This window comes from Psychroserpens mesophilus, assembly GCF_050617655.1.
In the GTDB taxonomy this organism is placed as follows: domain Bacteria; phylum Bacteroidota; class Bacteroidia; order Flavobacteriales; family Flavobacteriaceae; genus Psychroserpens; species Psychroserpens mesophilus_A.
Genome location: NZ_JBODQC010000004.1, coordinates 1 through 16,577, shown reverse-complemented (window position 1 = coordinate 16,577; position 16,577 = coordinate 1). Strand labels below are relative to the sequence as shown.

Annotated in this window: 16 protein-coding genes and 1 tRNA gene; 9 read left to right on the top strand and 8 right to left on the bottom strand. The window is 32.4% G+C overall.

All coding sequences use genetic code 11. The features are described from left to right. Positions 1 to 65: 65 nt before the first annotated feature. Together ACRHNM_RS08725 and ACRHNM_RS08720 are read right to left on the bottom strand one after the other, a co-directional pair. Positions 66 to 1,160, bottom strand: a complete 1,095-nt coding sequence (locus tag ACRHNM_RS08725; protein WP_431135687.1) for a BT_3928 family protein — start codon at positions 1,158 to 1,160, stop codon at positions 66 to 68. An 89-nt stretch (positions 1,161 to 1,249) separates the two neighbouring features. Further along, on the bottom strand, positions 1,250 to 1,792 hold the full coding sequence (locus tag ACRHNM_RS08720) for a DUF1599 domain-containing protein (RefSeq protein WP_431135685.1): 543 nt from the start codon (positions 1,790 to 1,792) through the stop codon (positions 1,250 to 1,252). Positions 1,793 to 1,922: 130 nt separating this feature from the next. On the opposite strand from ACRHNM_RS08720, the gene folP reads away from it, so the two are divergent. The 5 genes from folP to ACRHNM_RS08695 are packed head-to-tail and all read left to right on the top strand — an operon-like array spanning position 1,923 to position 5,869. Beyond that, a complete protein-coding gene (gene folP / locus ACRHNM_RS08715) occupies positions 1,923 to 2,696 on the top strand; it encodes a dihydropteroate synthase (RefSeq protein ID WP_431136212.1) in 774 nt (257 codons plus the stop codon). Between the two features lie 51 nt (positions 2,697 to 2,747). After that, entirely contained in the window at positions 2,748 to 3,443 is a 696-nt protein-coding gene (locus tag ACRHNM_RS08710; RefSeq protein WP_431135683.1) for a hypothetical protein, read from the top strand. A gap of 35 nt (positions 3,444 to 3,478) precedes the next feature. After that, complete coding sequence (gene cdaA / locus ACRHNM_RS08705) at positions 3,479 to 4,261, top strand: diadenylate cyclase CdaA (RefSeq protein ID WP_431135681.1); 783 nt, start codon at positions 3,479 to 3,481, stop codon at positions 4,259 to 4,261. 1 nt (position 4,262) lies between these two features. Beyond that, positions 4,263 to 5,057, top strand: a complete 795-nt coding sequence (locus ACRHNM_RS08700; RefSeq protein ID WP_431135679.1) for a DUF3667 domain-containing protein — start codon at positions 4,263 to 4,265, stop codon at positions 5,055 to 5,057. A 2-nt stretch (positions 5,058 to 5,059) separates the two neighbouring features. Beyond that, positions 5,060 to 5,869 (top strand): DUF3667 domain-containing protein, encoded by an 810-nt coding sequence (locus tag ACRHNM_RS08695; protein WP_431135677.1) that lies wholly within the window; start codon positions 5,060 to 5,062, stop codon positions 5,867 to 5,869. Position 5,870: 1 nt separating this feature from the next. Here ACRHNM_RS08695 and ACRHNM_RS08690 read toward each other — a convergent pair whose 3' ends face one another. Beyond that, a complete protein-coding gene (locus ACRHNM_RS08690; RefSeq protein WP_431135675.1) occupies positions 5,871 to 7,637 on the bottom strand; it encodes an ABC transporter ATP-binding protein in 1,767 nt (588 codons plus the stop codon). After that, entirely contained in the window at positions 7,638 to 8,378 is a 741-nt protein-coding gene (truA, locus tag ACRHNM_RS08685; RefSeq protein ID WP_431135673.1) for a tRNA pseudouridine(38-40) synthase TruA, read from the bottom strand. A gap of 103 nt (positions 8,379 to 8,481) precedes the next feature. Between truA and ACRHNM_RS08680 the strand changes: the two genes are divergently transcribed. Next, positions 8,482 to 8,979 (top strand): metallophosphoesterase family protein, encoded by a 498-nt coding sequence (locus ACRHNM_RS08680; protein ID WP_431135672.1) that lies wholly within the window; start codon positions 8,482 to 8,484, stop codon positions 8,977 to 8,979. 57 nt (positions 8,980 to 9,036) lie between these two features. Here ACRHNM_RS08680 and ACRHNM_RS08675 read toward each other — a convergent pair whose 3' ends face one another. After that, the gene (locus tag ACRHNM_RS08675; RefSeq protein ID WP_431135670.1) at positions 9,037 to 9,447 is read right to left on the bottom strand and encodes a DUF4293 domain-containing protein; all 411 of its coding nucleotides are present in this window, start codon (positions 9,445 to 9,447) and stop codon (positions 9,037 to 9,039) included. 219 nt (positions 9,448 to 9,666) lie between these two features. Here ACRHNM_RS08675 and rho point away from each other — a divergent pair, with 219 nt between their 5' ends. Beyond that, the gene (rho, locus tag ACRHNM_RS08670) at positions 9,667 to 11,343 is read left to right on the top strand and encodes a transcription termination factor Rho (RefSeq protein WP_431135668.1); all 1,677 of its coding nucleotides are present in this window, start codon (positions 9,667 to 9,669) and stop codon (positions 11,341 to 11,343) included. Positions 11,344 to 11,487: 144 nt separating this feature from the next. Here rho and rpsT read toward each other — a convergent pair whose 3' ends face one another. From rpsT to proS, 3 genes are all read right to left on the bottom strand, one after another. Next, positions 11,488 to 11,742, bottom strand: coding sequence for a 30S ribosomal protein S20 (gene rpsT, locus ACRHNM_RS08665; RefSeq protein ID WP_431135666.1), 255 nt, complete (start codon positions 11,740 to 11,742; stop codon positions 11,488 to 11,490). A 26-nt stretch (positions 11,743 to 11,768) separates the two neighbouring features. Next, positions 11,769 to 11,840 (bottom strand) — tRNA-Glu (locus tag ACRHNM_RS08660). A gap of 145 nt (positions 11,841 to 11,985) precedes the next feature. Next, complete coding sequence (gene proS, locus ACRHNM_RS08655; RefSeq protein WP_431135664.1) at positions 11,986 to 13,464, bottom strand: proline--tRNA ligase; 1,479 nt, start codon at positions 13,462 to 13,464, stop codon at positions 11,986 to 11,988. Positions 13,465 to 13,767: 303 nt separating this feature from the next. Here proS and ACRHNM_RS08650 point away from each other — a divergent pair, with 303 nt between their 5' ends. Both ACRHNM_RS08650 and ACRHNM_RS08645 read left to right on the top strand, forming a co-directional pair. Next, on the top strand, positions 13,768 to 14,772 hold the full coding sequence (locus ACRHNM_RS08650) for a hypothetical protein (protein WP_431135663.1): 1,005 nt from the start codon (positions 13,768 to 13,770) through the stop codon (positions 14,770 to 14,772). A gap of 35 nt (positions 14,773 to 14,807) precedes the next feature. Further along, positions 14,808 to 16,325 carry an OmpP1/FadL family transporter gene (locus tag ACRHNM_RS08645; protein WP_431135661.1) on the top strand — a complete coding sequence of 506 codons (1,518 nt, stop codon included), beginning with the start codon at positions 14,808 to 14,810 and terminating at the stop codon, positions 16,323 to 16,325. The last annotated feature ends 252 nt before the right edge of the window (positions 16,326 to 16,577 follow it).

Here is a 16,577-nt window from a genome sequence, read left to right as displayed (position 1 = left end):
GAATCAAATGCTAAATTACGTATCCACAACTTAACGACTCCACGACTTTACGACATCACATGGTACTAAAATTCTAATTCATCCATATCGTTCCAGTGTACTTTTTGTGTCACAGTTCCTTTTTCAAGAACTACGACTCCTGGATTTGCGCGAACAATGGTTTTTAAAACTTTTTCATCACAGAGGTAGAATTCAACATCTAAATTATAGGCATTTTGAATTTCTTTTTTCTTGTCTTCTCCTGATGCTGTCAAACCAATTACTGTATATCCTTTGGCCTTAGCTTCACCTGTCATCACTTTTAGTTTAGCCATGCCATCTGCTTCAGCTTTATCGAGATTATAAGATACAATCATGACTAGCTTTTCAGTTTCTAAAAACTGCTGTGTTAAATTTTCGTCTTCAGATTCTATAGAAAAATCCTGAATTTTAGGAACATCACCTTCTTGAACCGTTTCTGTTTCAACACCAATAATCTTATCGTAAGTTTTTGGTCCACGACCACGATCTGTAAACACTTTTTCTTCACCATCTATGGTGTAAGTCCAGTGGTAATCAATAATAGCATCCTTGGCATCTGCTGGTAATTTCATGTTTTCCTGAAGATTATCACCAATTTTATAAGCCCTAAAATCGAATACAGGCAAATGCATTAACACATGATATCCAAACCATAAGCAAATGATAAAACTCAATAAAGCACTAACAGTCAATGCGAATTTACTCAGGATAGGTTGGATATGTTTTTGACCCACAAATAGTATCAAAATTAAAATCAATAAGATTACATCTTTGCTAAACGATTCCCATGGAGTCAATTTCAGAAAATCACCAAAACAACCACAATCTTTCACTTTATCAAAATAAGCAGCATAAAATGTTAAAAACGTGAAGAATACAATCATTCCTAATAAGCTCCAAACGGTAAATTTAGGCTTGTAGCCAATTAATAAAAACATACCTAAAATCACTTCAAAAACGACTACAAATATTGAAATTCCAAGAGCATAAGGAATTAAAGAAGGAATATCAAGTACATCGTAACTAAAATATTCTTCCAGTTTATATGAAAATCCTAAGGGATCATTGAGTTTGATAAATCCTGAAAAAATAAAAAGGGCTCCAACTAGGATTCGGCTAATGTTAACTAGTGTTTTCATGTTTTTTTATTAAGACCTTTCGCTAACTTCGTTATGTACTTTCAATAAAAATATATTTTCATTTCAGTAATGCTAAAGGTGACATTCTGTTAATTAGTTTCACTTAAATGAATCATTGCAAATACTGAGTAATTTATCATATCCTGATAATTGGCATCAATACCTTCACTCACAATGGTTTTTCCGGCATTATCTTCAATTTGTTTAACACGTAACAACTTTTGTAAAATTAAATCGGTTAAACTACTCACTCGCATATCTCTCCAGGCCTCTCCATAATCATGGTTCTTATCCATCATTAATTGTTTGGTTATCGCTATTTTGTCATCATAAAGTGCTATTGCCTCATCTACAGATAAATCAGGTTGTTCCACCACACCTTTCTCTAACTGAATTAAAGCCATCGTGCAATAATTGATAATTCCAATAAACTCACTAACTTCTCCTTCATCAACTTTACGAACATTATTTTGCTGTAACCCTCTAATGCGCTGTGCTTTTATAAAAATCTGATCTGTTAACGATGGCAACCTTAAAATACGCCATGCACTTCCGTAATCTTTCATTTTGTTGATAAAAAGACTTCTGCATTGATCGATGACGTCATCATATTGTTTTGAAGTATCTTGCATTTAAAACATTTAATTTTCCGTAAATTTCGCATAAATTAATCAGATTTAAAAACTTTAACCATACTATATAGTTTTGAGTAAAACCATCAATTGCAAAGGACAATTAATAGACTTAAGCCAGCCAAAAGTTATGGGTATTTTGAACGTCACACCAGATTCTTTTTACGATGGTGGACGCTTTAGAAACACGTCTTCGGTTATGCGTCAGGTAGATCAAATGCTTGAAGAAGGTGCTACATTTATTGATGTTGGTGCATATAGTTCTAAGCCTAATGCAGATGATGTTAGTGAGATCGAAGAGTTACAACGTATTCTACCTGTCGTAGAACTGATTGTCAAAAATTTTCCTGATATTATAGTATCTGTAGATACTTTTAGAAGCCATGTTGCCAAACAATGTATCAACGCTGGAGCGAGCCTAATCAATGATATTTCAGCAGGACATTTAGATAAAAACATGCTTGAAACCGTTGCAAAGCTTAATGTACCTTACATCATGATGCACATGAGAGGAACTCCAAAAACCATGCAACAGCAAACCCATTATGATAACTTGGTAAAGGATATTCTCTTTTATTTTTCTGAACGTATCAAAAAAGCAAGAGCGCTAGGAATCGTTGATTTGGTGATTGATCCAGGTTTTGGGTTTGCAAAAACTTTGGAACAAAATTATGAATTGCTCAATAAACTGGAGCTTTTAAAAATAACCGATTTACCTGTTTTAGCTGGTATCTCTCGGAAATCTATGATTTATAAAACACTACATTTTTCTGCAGAAGAAGCTCTCAATGGCACTACAGTTCTTAACACAGTTGCTTTGCAAAAAGGCGCTAGTATTTTGAGAGTTCATGATGTTAAAGAAGCTATAGAATGTATAAAACTCACTGACATGTTGAGTTGTTGAGTTGTTGAGTTGTTGAGTTATTGAGTTATAAAATTAAAAATGAAAATGAACATGAACATAAAGCGTTATTCAGTATTTCTAATTATTTTAATTCTCTTTTCATGTGGAAATGAGAAAAAAGTGCTATTACCTGAAATTGAACAATCAAAAATCACTGAAGTCTTAGATGTGTCGCCAGCCTATTTATTTTATGACGAAACGCAACCTGACAGTATTGAACTCAACCGGAAAAACTTAATTGGCACAACCAACTGGCTGTTTAATGTTGACAAACGTTTAACTTTAGAGCAAGCCATTCCGAAAATAAAATTCTTGCAAAACAAAAAACGTAACGCTCAAATGCATACAAATGAAAATGCAAAGAATTATTTTACCTGCAATAATACCAGTATTCAAAATTTAGGTTTTATTGAGTTTACAAATGTATTTTATCAAAATAAGTCGCTCAGAGATTTTTTTGAATACAATAAGCGTCCAGAAAAAATGAGTGTTGCCTTAAATGCATTTTCAAGCACTGATTTTAGTTTAGAATCGTATCATCAAGACATTTCAAACACAGATGTTTATTCTACTATTGAAGATGCGATTTCAAAAATTGAAGCCTATTTTAAATCTGAACAAGATTTTAAGCTTTACCTATTATACTCTTCAACATTAAGCTTTCAGGATTATATCACCATTAAGTCTAAAATTGAGAGTTTAAAAGAAATTGGTGTTCCTGTAGAACACAACGAGTTTATTTATTAATCATAAATTATTACATTTACAGAAACACGCTAGCCTTGGATAAATTCAAATTTTGGGATTTTGGGATTATAGATTTTATTGACGTTTTTCTCGTCGCTATTCTACTCTACTACATCTATAAGCTTGTAAAAGGAACCGTTGCCATAAATATATTTATCGGAATCATCATTATTTATGTGGTTTGGAAAGTCACAGACTTGATGGAAATGCAAATGCTTCACAATATTTTTGATGGTTTTATGAAGGTTGGTATCATTGCTTTAATTGTGGTGTTTCAGCCAGAAATTCGAAAATTCTTACTCATGGTTGGTTCTACTAATTTAAGTGGACGAGGAAAACTATTCAGTAAAATGAAATTCCTCAAAAACGATATAGAAACTGAAACTAATGTGGATGCTATTGTTGCAGCTTGTCATAAGATGGCAAGCACAAAAACTGGAGCGCTTATCGTTTTAGAACGTAATAACAACCTCGATTTCTTAGTAAGCACAGGAGATGAAATGAATATTAAAGTCACACAACCCATTATAGAAAGTATCTTCTTTAAAAATAGCCCACTACACGATGGTGCCATTATTATTGATAACAACACTGTAAAAGCAACACGTGTTATACTTCCTGTAAATAATGAAAAAAATATTCCGCAGCGATTTGGGTTGAGACATAGAGCAGCAGTTGGTATTACTGAAAAAACCGACGCTCTTGCTTTAGTGGTTAGTGAAGAAACAGGTCAGGTGTCTTATTTAAAAAACGGCGAATTTATAATGTTTGATAACAGTGACGAATTACTTAACCTTGTAAAGAAAGATTTGGTGTGATATGAACTGTAAAAACTGCAACACAGTATTGAGTGATCACCATAATTTTTGTCCAGAATGTGGTGCTAAAGTCATACGTAACAGACTAACTCTTAAGAATATTTTTTCAGACTTTAGTGCTCAATTTTTAAATTATGACAATACCTTTTTAGTTACTTTTATTCATCTTTTCACAAAACCTGAAGCAGTAATTAATGGCTATATAAACGGTACAAGAAAAAAGTACATTCATGTCATACAGTATTTAGCAATTTCACTTACGCTTTTAGGGTTACAACTTTTTATTTTAAATAAGTTTTATCCTGACTTTTTCACATCTGTATTTACTGATACGCAAAACTACTTTGCTACGTATCCAGAAGAAAGCAGACATGATATGGAAAAATTCATGACGAACTATTATACGTTTATAAATGAGTACCAAAGTTTGATATACGTAATAGGCATTCCACTCACTGCATTTGTAACCCGATTAGCTTTTTTAAAGGAAAAGCTATATAATTTTACAGAGCATATAGTTGTAAACACGTACATAACAGCACAGTATGTTTTATTCTCTTTCTTTACTTATTTATTTTTTGCCATTTTTGACTTAAACATAGGCGTATTAGTTACCCTTTCAACACTATTGTATATGTTTTATTATGGATTTGTTTTTTACAAAACCCATAAGTTAAGTGTTATTACAATCATTTTACGTTTTATCTTATCAATAGCTATAATTTGCGCCATATTCTTATTAATTTTTATTGTAGGAATCATTGTAGGTGTTATCTATCTTAAATTTTTTAAATAACAATGAATTGTAAAAATTGTCATACTAAGCTTCCTGAACAAAGTGATTTTTGCAATAGCTGTGGCGGAAAAGTGATTAGAAATCGCCTAACGTTCAGAAATTTATTTGAACACATCAGTGAGACATTTTTTAATTACGACAATAAGCTTTTACGAACATTCATCGATATGTTTAAACAACCAGAAGTTGTCATTGGTGGTTATATAGAAGGTGTAAGAAAACGCTATGTAAATCCTATAAGTTACTTTGGATTGGCAATTACTTTAACTGGTTTATACCTCTTAATTTTAAACAAGTTTTTTCCGGAATCATTAGATTTTTCAAATTTTGTCGTTGAAGGTCAGGAAGAATTTCAACAAAAGAACGTAAGCTTTATTCAAGAGTACATGTCCATATTCATGATGCTGTATATTCCAATATATGCACTCATTGCCAGAATTTCGTTTATCGGTTTAAATAAATTCAATTATACCGAGTTGATTGTTGTCTTTTTGTACTGGCAATCTCAGACTTCTCTAATTTCAGCTATAGTGATTATAATAGCTGCTATGTTTGGCATTGCAAATGGTGTAATGAGCATGTTATTTCTACCGTTAATGATACTTTATGCAGCTTTTATTCTTAAACGCTTATATCAGCTTAGTTTTGCCCAGATTGCACTAAGAACACTCTTGTTTTTTGCTGTTTTGGGTATAGCGATGGTGATTATAATAATAATCGTAATAGCGATTATGCTTATTACTGGTGATATGCAAGAAATGATTGAAGCACAACGCGCTGCATTGGAAGCTGCAGAACAGGCAAAAGATTAAATTAAACGACTTCGGCTTTTAAAAACTGAACCTCATAAAGATTTCTATAATACCCATCTTCTTTTTTAAGAAGTTCGTCATGTGTGCCTTTTTCAACAATGCGTCCTTCATCCATCACAATAATCTGATCTGCTTTTTGAACCGTTGCTAAACGATGTGCGATTACAATTGATGTTCGGTCTTTTGTGATTTTATCTGTAGCATCTTGTATTAACTGTTCAGAATAGGAATCTACTGAAGACGTTGCTTCATCTAATACCAGAATACTCGGATTAGTCACATAAGCTCTTAAAAAAGAAATTAACTGACGCTGACCAGAAGACAACATTACACCTCGTTCCTTTACATTATACTGGTAACCATTTGGCAGACTCATAATAAACTCGTGAATACCAATATCTTTTGCTGCCTGCTGAACCTGAGTTTCAGTAATGTTTGGGTTTTTAAGTGTGATGTTATTATGAATAGTGTCAGCAAAAAGAAACACGTCTTGTAGAACAATTGCAATTTGAGCGCGAAGCGATTTTAAAGTCAAGCTTTTAATATCAACACCATCAATGCAAATGGTTCCCTTTTGAATGTCGTAAAAACGATTCAGCAAGTTGATAATTGTTGATTTTCCAGCACCTGTCGCACCAACTATAGCAATCGTTTCACCTGCCTTGACATCTAATGAAATTCCTTTTAAGACTTCTTCATCTTCAACATACGAAAAATGAACTTCTTTAAATGTAAGGTCTCCTTTAAATTCTGAAGCTATTTCAGTTCCAGTATCATCTATTTGAGATGTGGTATCTAACACTTTAAACACACGATCTGCTGCAACCATTCCCATTTGAAGCGTATTGAATTTATTGGCTATTTGGTTTAATGGTCTAAATAACATGGGAACAAACATGATAAAAGCAAATAAATCACCTTCAGTAGCTGTGTTATTCATTACAACTCCAATACCACCTACCCAAATAATGGTTCCTAAGGTAATGGAAGATAATAGTTCAGCAATTGGAAAAAATACAGAGTTATACCAAACCGTTTTCAACCAACCCTTTTTATGCCGTTCATTAATGGTTTTAAATTTTTTATATTCGGTATCTTCACGTGTAAACAACTGAAGAATTTTCATTCCAGTAACACGTTCCTGTACAAATGAGTTTAAATTAGATACTTCAGTTCGCACCTCTTCAAAAGCACGTTTCATATATTTCTGAAATATTTTAGTTGCAAACAATACGATTGGCATCGTTACAAAAGCAATAAGACTCAATTTCCAGTTCATATAAAACATCATACCACCAACAACTAACATTTTTAAGACATCACTAAAAATCATAAAAAGTCCATCACCAAATATATCTGCAATTCGTTCCATATCTGTAACCGTTCTAGTAATAAGCACACCTACTGAAGACTTATCGTAATATTTCATTTTAAAACGTAGTACATGCTCGTAAAGCCTTACTCTGATATCTTTTACAACAGATTGACCTAACCAGCTTGCATAGTAGATAAAAAGCAACTGACTAACCACTTCTAGTAACAATAAGACTAGCATTATAATCACATAAAACAAAAAGCCATCATAAGCTTTTAAGGCTACATGCTTGTCTATAGCTTGTTGAAGCACGTAAGGTCTTAAAGCACCAAAACCAGCAAGACCAATCACACAAACCAGAGAGATGATAAACACAAGTTTGTATGGCTTTATGTATTGCAATAAGCGCTTGAAAAGCGATACATCAAAAACTTTTTTCTTCTCGTTAGCCATTTAACTGTTTATAGTCGTTGGGTATTCAATTTTAGTCAAATATAATCCATGTGCTGGTACTGAAAAACCTGCCTCACTTCTATCTTTTGATTTTATAACATTGTGCAAATCTTCAACCTTCATTTTTCCTAAACCAATATTTATCATGGTTCCCACAATTGCTCTCACCATATTTCTTAAAAAACGATCAGCCTTTATGGTAAACATAAGTTGATCCTCTTTATAATCCCATTGTGCATACATAATATTGCAATGATACGTTTTTACATCTGTATGTACTTTTGAAAAGCATTGAAAATCATTATAGTCTAATAGAATATCACAAGCCATATTCATGGCCTTAACATCTAAATGATTTTGAAATGTATAAGCAAAATCAGACGTAAACACATTTTTTTTCTGAGAAATCCTGTACATATAAGTTCTGCTTAGCGCATCAAAACGTGTATGTGCTTCGTCATTAACTTGAAATATAGTGTGAATAGCAATATCATCTGGCAAAAATGAATTCAGTTTAAATACCAAATTGTCATCTATTGAATGATTACTGTCAAAATGTGCAAACATTTGGGAAGCATGAACACCAGCATCTGTTCTTCCTGCTCCCATTATTGACATGTTAGATTGAAGCAATGTTGAAAGCGCGTTTTCTAAAATTTCCTGAACCGAAATAGCATTAGGTTGAATTTGCCATCCATGATAGGCTTTCCCGTTATATGATAATTCAATAAAATATCTCAAGTAAACTCGTATTTTTGTAAAAGCACAAAGATAATTAGTTTTAATTGTATTCAACTTAGATTAACATAATTAAAAGATTTCTGCTTATTAGTGGAACATATTCATGACTAAAATCCTTTTACTTTCTGATACTCACGGTTATATTGATGATGACATTATAAAATATGTCAAACAAGCAGATGAAGTCTGGCATGCTGGAGATATTGGTGACTTAAAAGTGACTGATGCTATTAAAAAACTAAAACCTTTGCGTGCTGTTTACGGAAATATTGATAACGACAAAGCCAGGCTGGAGTTTCCTGAAAACAATCGCTTTATGTGTGAAGATGTTGATGTTTTAATAACACATATTGGTGGTTATCCTCCTAAATACAATTTGAGAACGCGTGAATTGATAAAGTCAAATCCACCAAAACTATTTATTTGTGGTCATTCACATATTTTAAAAGTCATACCAGACAAACGTTATAACTTACTGCACATGAATCCAGGTGCTGTTGGTAAGCATGGTTTTCATAAAGTAAGAACAATGCTACGATTTACCATAGATAAAAAATCTATAGATAATCTGGAGGTTATTGAATTTCCAAAACGTTATTAAAAAAACCCAAGGTCTTCACCTTGGGTTTACGCACTAAAATAATTAAGATAATAGGGTTTATCGTAATCGATCAACAGATTTTACGAGCTCTTCATCCTTTTTTATGGCTTTATTGGCTAATACCAATAACACGATAGATAAAATAGGTATGAATATCCCAACACCTTTCTCTGAAATGTTACTCTCTCCAGGTGGTATTAGTAATTGATACACAAAAAATCCTAATAAAATAAAGTTTAATATGATATTTAGTCGTCCCAAAACAAATTGAAACTTTCTATTTTTATAATTTAAAATTGAAAATAAAGATAATAAAGCAGATCCTAAAAACAAACCTAAATACAAATATTCATCTTTTGCAAATACAGGAACATCATCACTGTTTGTCCATAAGTGCAACACAAAAATTAAACCCGCAGAAACAGCTGCCGATAATAAAAGGTATATAGTTTGTATACGTTGAATCATTTATTATTAATAATGAGGCACAAAATTAATAGTTTCTTTTTAAAAGATGTATTAAATTTTAAAAATAAAATTGTATTATTGCATATATAATTTGTTACCAACAGTGTAACAGCTTATTAAATCTTCCGATTTTTTTCAAATTTTTCCCATTAATTACATTTTTCAGAAAAGTAAGAAACAAATCAATCTCAGTTTATAAAACTTAATTATTAAACATACATGTTCGAAATTTCCGAATTAAAAGCAAAAAAGCTTCCTGAACTTCAGGATATAGCTCAAAAATTAAATGTTCCTAAATACCGCAGTTTAAAAAAATTAGACCTCGTTTATCAAATACTTGATTTTCAAGCAGCTAATCCTGATGTGGTTAAGAAAGAAGTTATCAAAGACACCAATAAAACGGAACAAAAAAAACCTGCACAGCAAAATAAGCCTGCACAAGAAAAAAAACCTAGAGAACGTGTTCAGAAAAAATCTGAGCCAAAATCTTCTCAACAAAAAATGGAATTAGATGATAAAAAAGATGCTAAACCATCTAAAACTAATTCTAACGATAAAAAGGACAATAGGAATACAAAAAAGAGTAACCAAAACAACGATAATCGTTCTAAAAATTCTGGTGACAATAAGCCAAATCCTCGTCAAAAAGAAGATAATAAACCGAACCCTCGTCAAAAAAGCAATGACAACAGGTCGAATTCCCGTCAAAAAGATGGAAACACTCATAAAAACAACGGAAATAAAGACAATCGCAATCGCTATAGAGAACCAGATTTTGAATTTGATGCTATTATTGAAAGTGAAGGTGTTTTAGACATTATGCAAGATGGATATGGGTTTTTACGTTCATCTGATTACAATTATTTGTCATCTCCAGATGATATATATGTATCACAATCACAGATTCGCTTATTTGGTTTAAAAACGGGTGATACTGTTTTAGGACATGTCAGACCTCCAAAAGAAGGTGAAAAATATTTCCCTTTAATAAAAGTGAGCAAAATTAATGGTCAAAAACCTGAAGTTGTCAGAGATCGTGTTTCTTTTGAGCATTTGACACCTTTATTCCCTCAGGAAAAATTCAATATTGCAGAAAAGCAAAGTACAATTTCTACTCGTATTATGGATTTGTTTTCTCCTATAGGAAAAGGACAGCGTGGTATGATTGTATCACAACCTAAAACAGGTAAAACGATGCTTTTAAAAGATGTAGCAAATGCAATTGCTGCAAACCATCCTGAGGTGTATCAAATGATATTATTAATTGATGAGCGTCCTGAGGAAGTTACAGATATGCAACGTAATGTTCGCGGAGAAGTTATTGCTTCAACTTTTGACAAAGAAGCTCATGAGCACGTTAAAATTGCAAATATTGTATTAGAAAAAGCAAAACGTTTAGTGGAATGCGGTCATGATGTAGTTATTTTATTAGATTCAATTACGCGACTGGCAAGAGCATACAATACTGTTCAGCCTGCTTCTGGAAAAATATTAAGTGGTGGTGTAGATGCCAATGCATTACACAAACCAAAACGTTTCTTCGGAGCTGCACGTAACATTGAAAATGGAGGATCATTAACAATCATTGCTACAGCGCTTACTGAAACAGGCTCTAAAATGGATGAAGTGATTTTTGAAGAGTTTAAAGGAACTGGTAATATGGAATTACAATTAGATCGTAAAATATCTAATCGTAGAATTTTCCCTGCTATTGATTTAACATCATCAAGTACACGTCGTGACGATTTATTACTAGAAGACAATACGATTCAAAGAATGTGGGTAATGCGCAAGTATTTAGCAGACATGAACCCTGTTGAAGCAATGGAGTTCATTAATGATCGTTTCAAACAAACCAGAAACAATGAAGAGTTTTTAGTATCGATGAACGGATAGTTTTTAAAAGAATTATATACACGACAAAAGCCTTGATAATGAAATCAAGGCTTTTATTTTTATACTACCTGTATGTTTTTAATTTATAAAAACAAAAAAGCTTCTCAAAAGAGAAGCTTTAAAAATGTTTTAATAATGGAAACCTTACTTTAATGTAGCAACATGCTTCATTAAATTAGACTTTAAATTAGCGGCTTTGTTATCGTGAATAACATTTTTCTTAGCTAATTTATCAACCATAGAAATAACTGTAGGTAAAAAAGCTTCTGCATCTTTAGCTTTTTCCATTTCGCGTAACTTTTTGATAGCATTACGAGTTGTTTTATGCTGATATCTGTTAGTTAAACGCTTTGCCTCGTTACTTCTTATTCTCTTTAAAGCTGACTTATGATTTGCCATTGTATTTTTTTTCTTATTAAAAATTGTAGCCCGTAGGGGAATCGAACCCCTCTTACATGGATGAAAACCATGCGTCCTAGCCGATAGACGAACGGGCCATTTGATTTAAATTCAATCGTAAATTTATAATTTGTTTAATAATAAACTTACATTTCAAATGAACATGCAATTATCCATTGCGGATGCAAAAATACAACTATTTTTAAATGTTGCAACACCTTACTAAAGTTTTTTAAAAAAAAATTAATAAGCTTTGGCAAACAACACTCTTCTATTTGAAGGTTTTCCAGTATAGACGCACTTTCCTTGCTCTTCTTTTGAATTAGTTGGAATACATCTTATAGTTGCTTTTGTGAGCTCTTTAATCTTAAGTTCGGTTTCCGAAGTTCCATCCCAATGTGCTGAAATGAATCCGGTTTTAGTTTCTAAAACCTTTTTAAAGATTTCAAAATCATCAACTTCAGTTATATGTGAATCTCTAAAATTTAAAGCTTTTGTAAATAATTCATCCTGTATTGTTTTTAATAAACTCTCAACTTTAAAAACTAAATCAGACATTCTAACTATTTCTTTCGTTAAAGTGTCACGTCTAGCTAATTCAATTGTTTCATTTTCTAAATCTTTAGGACCGATAGCAATCCTCAAAGGCACACCTTGCAATTCATGTTGAGCAAATTTAGCTCCAGGTCTATGTGTTGTTCTACCATCAAACTTACAAGATATCCCTTTTTCCTTCAAATCTTGTATAATTTGATTGGCTTTACTGGTAATCACATCTAATTGCTCATCTGTTTTATATATAGGAACAATAACTACTTGTGAAGGAGCCAAATTTGGAGGCAATACCAAACCTTTATCATCACTATGAGTCATAACTAAAGCTCCCATTAATCGTGTTGAAACTCCCCAAGACGTTGCCCAGACATAATCTAGCTGACCTTCATTATTTGTAAATTTAACATCAAAAGCTTTAGCAAAATTTTGACCTAAAAAATGAGATGTACCAGCTTGCAGTGCTTTTCCATCTTGCATTAAAGCCTCAATACAAAAGGTTTCTATAGCTCCTGCAAAACGCTCGCTTTCAGTTTTCACTCCTTTTATAACTGGAATTGCCATAAAGTTTTCAGCAAACTCAGCATAAACATTATTCATCAATTCTGCTTCCACTAAAGCTTCTTTTTTAGTAGCATGTGCTGTGTGACCTTCTTGCCATAAAAATTCTGCAGTACGTAAAAACAAACGTGTTCTCATTTCCCATCTTACAACATTTGCCCATTGATTAATTAATATTGGCAAATCTCTATAACTTTGAATCCAACCTTTATATGTATTCCAGATAATTGCTTCACTCGTTGGTCTTACAACCAACTCTTCTTCAAGCTTTGCTTCCGGATCCACACGAAGTTTACCTTCATTGTCAGGATCATTTTGTAACCTGTAATGTGTTACTACTGCACATTCTTTCGCAAACCCTTCAGCATTTTTTTCTTCAGCCTCAAACAGACTTTTAGGGACAAAAAGTGGAAAATATGCATTTTGATGACCTGTCTCTTTAAACATACGATCAAGTTCTGCTTGCATTTTTTCCCATATAGCATAACCATAAGGTTTGATAACCATACAGCCACGAACTGCAGAATTCTCAGCTAAATCAGCCTTTACAACTAATTCATTATACCATTTAGAATAGTCTTCGGCTCTACTTGTAAGATTTTTACTCATTATTATAATATTCGCACAAAAAATTGTGATTATTGAATCTGAAATTAATTTAGCAAAACTAACTATTTTTTATAATGTTCTACAATAAAAACAAAGCTTATGTATATCTTGATTTATTTTAATTTTTAAAAATTCAAACATTATTAAATATTTAAACGGTTGATACGACTCTAGCAACATATTTATTAAATTTCCAACAAAATACACGTTTTTGGCATAAAAATTGTGACTATGTTAAATAAAAGAATAGTTCATGAAAACTGACTATTTTTGTAATGTTCAACAGTAAAAAAACCTATAAATATGCAATTCAACAACTACATAATAAAGAAGTTGCCATTTTTTGTTGCACTTAGCTTCACATTTGTTTTAGCTTCTTGTGGATCATACCAATATGTTGGTTATGAAAGTGATGGTATTTACAGCGATCGTGAAGTTTATTATGAAGAAGCAGGTTCTGAATCTGCAACTCCATCTACAGATACTGAAAACAATAGTTATTACAAAAACTACTTTAATGAAAAAGCAAATCAATACAGTGATATTCCAGATGATGAACGCGTCATTTTTACTGATATCGATTCTTATGAAGGAGATTATTCAGATGAAAATCTTGAAGAAGGCAATCAGAGTGAACATGCTGGTTGGGGACAAGCAAGTAATAATGTAACAATTAATTACATTGACAATAGCTGGGGCTTTTATGATCCATGGGTATGGAATAGTGCTTGGAGATGGAATTATGGCTGGAATAATTGGGGATGGAATAGTTGGAGATATAACAATTGGGGTTGGAATGTTGGCTTTGGCTGGGGCTGGAACAGTTGGGGTTGGAATACCGGTTGGGGATATAACAATTTTTGGTGTCCTCCAGGATTCAGTGGTTATTATTATAACAACCATGGATTAGCTTACAATTCTGGACGAAGAGGCTCTAATTTAGCCTATGGTAATAGAAATTCAATAACAAGACGAAATACTTCTAATATATCACGTCGTAATTCTTCTACTGTGTCAAGACGAAGCTCGACATCTTTAAGGAACAATTCTAGAACTAGGTCTACAATCAGAACCAATGTAACAAGAACCAGGTCAAATAATGCTATTAGACCAAGAACGAATACTACAAGAAGTAGAAGTAATGTTACCAGACCACGTTCAAATAGTACAAGATCAAATTCAAGAATGTCTACTACTCCAAGGAGAAGCAGTTCTTCTTCGGTAAGAAGAAGCTCTGGAAGTAGTTCTAGGTCTTCAGGAACTTCAAGGTCAAGTAGCCGAGGTGGTGGCTCTAGTCGTCGTAGATAATAAAATTACAATTTTCAACAATTAAAAATCCCAATATGAAAAAGCTAACTATATTAATGATAGGTGTCTTATCTATGTCTAATCTCATCGCTCAAGACATCTCTGATGCCCTTAACTACTCTCAAGATGACATACAAGGTAGTGCTCGTTTTAGGGCTTTAAGTGGTGCTTTTGGCGCTCTGGGTGGTGATATGTCGGCTGTTAATTTAAATCCTGCAGGATCTGCTGTCTTTAACAGAAGCCATGCTTCATTATCTCTTTCTAATTTAAATATAGACAATGATGTATCTTTTTTCAATCAAACAAATTCTATGTCAGATTCAAAAATAGATTTACATCAAGCTGGTGGTGTATTCGTTTTCGCTAATACAGATGACAACTCTTCTTGGAAAAAATTTGTCATTAGTTTCGCTTATGATAAAACAGCCAATCACGATAACCAGTGGTTCGCTAGTGGTAATAATACAAATTCTATAGATAACTACTTTTTAGCTTATGCACAAGGCTTAAGACTTGATGAAATATCAAGATTCACTGGAGAAACAATCTCTCAGGCTTATTCTGAAATTGGTTCTTCTTTTGGTTTTGGAAACCAACAGGCTTTTTTAGGCTATGAATCTTATATATTAGAACCAGCAAATAACACAGACGCTAATACCATTTATACATCAAACTTAACACCTGGTACATTTAATCAACAGTATGACTATATTTCACGTGGTTATAACGGTAAAGTAAGTTTTAATGCTGCTGCTCAATATGAAGACAGATTGTATCTAGGTATTAATTTAAACGCACATTTTATAAATTATGATAAGTTTACTTTTTTAAGAGAAACCAATTCAAACCCAGGCTCATTAGTTACTAACGTTGGATTTGAAAACAATTTGCTAACTACTGGTAACGGATTTTCTTTTCAGTTAGGAGCTATTCTTAAACTAACTAAAGATTTAAGAGCTGGATTTACTTATAATTCGCCAACATGGTTTAGAATTAATGAAGAGACTACTCAAAGTCTTTCTACTTTTGTTGATGATATTAATGGTAGTTTTACTACTAATGTAAATCCTAATATCATTAATATTTTTCCTGAATACAGATTACGATCTCCTGGTAAAATTACCGGAAGTTTAGCGTATGTTTTTGGAGACAAAGGTTTATTAAGTTTTGATTATTCTAGAAGAGACTATTCAAACATTGAATTTAGACCTGAAAATGACATTTTTTTTAATTCTCAAAATGAGATCATAAGTAATACATTTAAAGCTGCAAATACCTATAGATTTGGTGGTGAATACAAGTTTAAACAATTTAGTTTTAGAGGTGGTTATCGATTTGAGGAAAGTCCATATGAAGATGACTCTTTTGTTGGAGACCTGACAGGCTATTCTGTAGGGTTAGGATATCATTTTGGTAATACCAGATTAGATATAACATTTGATCAAGCAGAAAGAACAGTAAACAATCCTCTATACTCTGTAGGCTTAACTGATGCAGCAACAATTGATGCTATTAATTCTAACGTTACTCTTTCACTCGCATTTAACCTTTAATTGATGAATACTCAAAATAGGTTTTAAAATATTAGATTCTATTTAGTGTTTTTTCAAAAATAAATGACATTCAAAAACATACTTTGGGCTCTTCTAAGTTGAAGTATTATCAAACACAAAAAGACTTTATAAAATATAAAGTCTTTTTTGTTTTTAACTTGTAACCTATACCTACCTTTTCAGGGTGAAATGGGCTTTAAATTCTTTTTGTTCTAATGTATTAGGTTCCAGGTACTCTACCACAAACCAGTA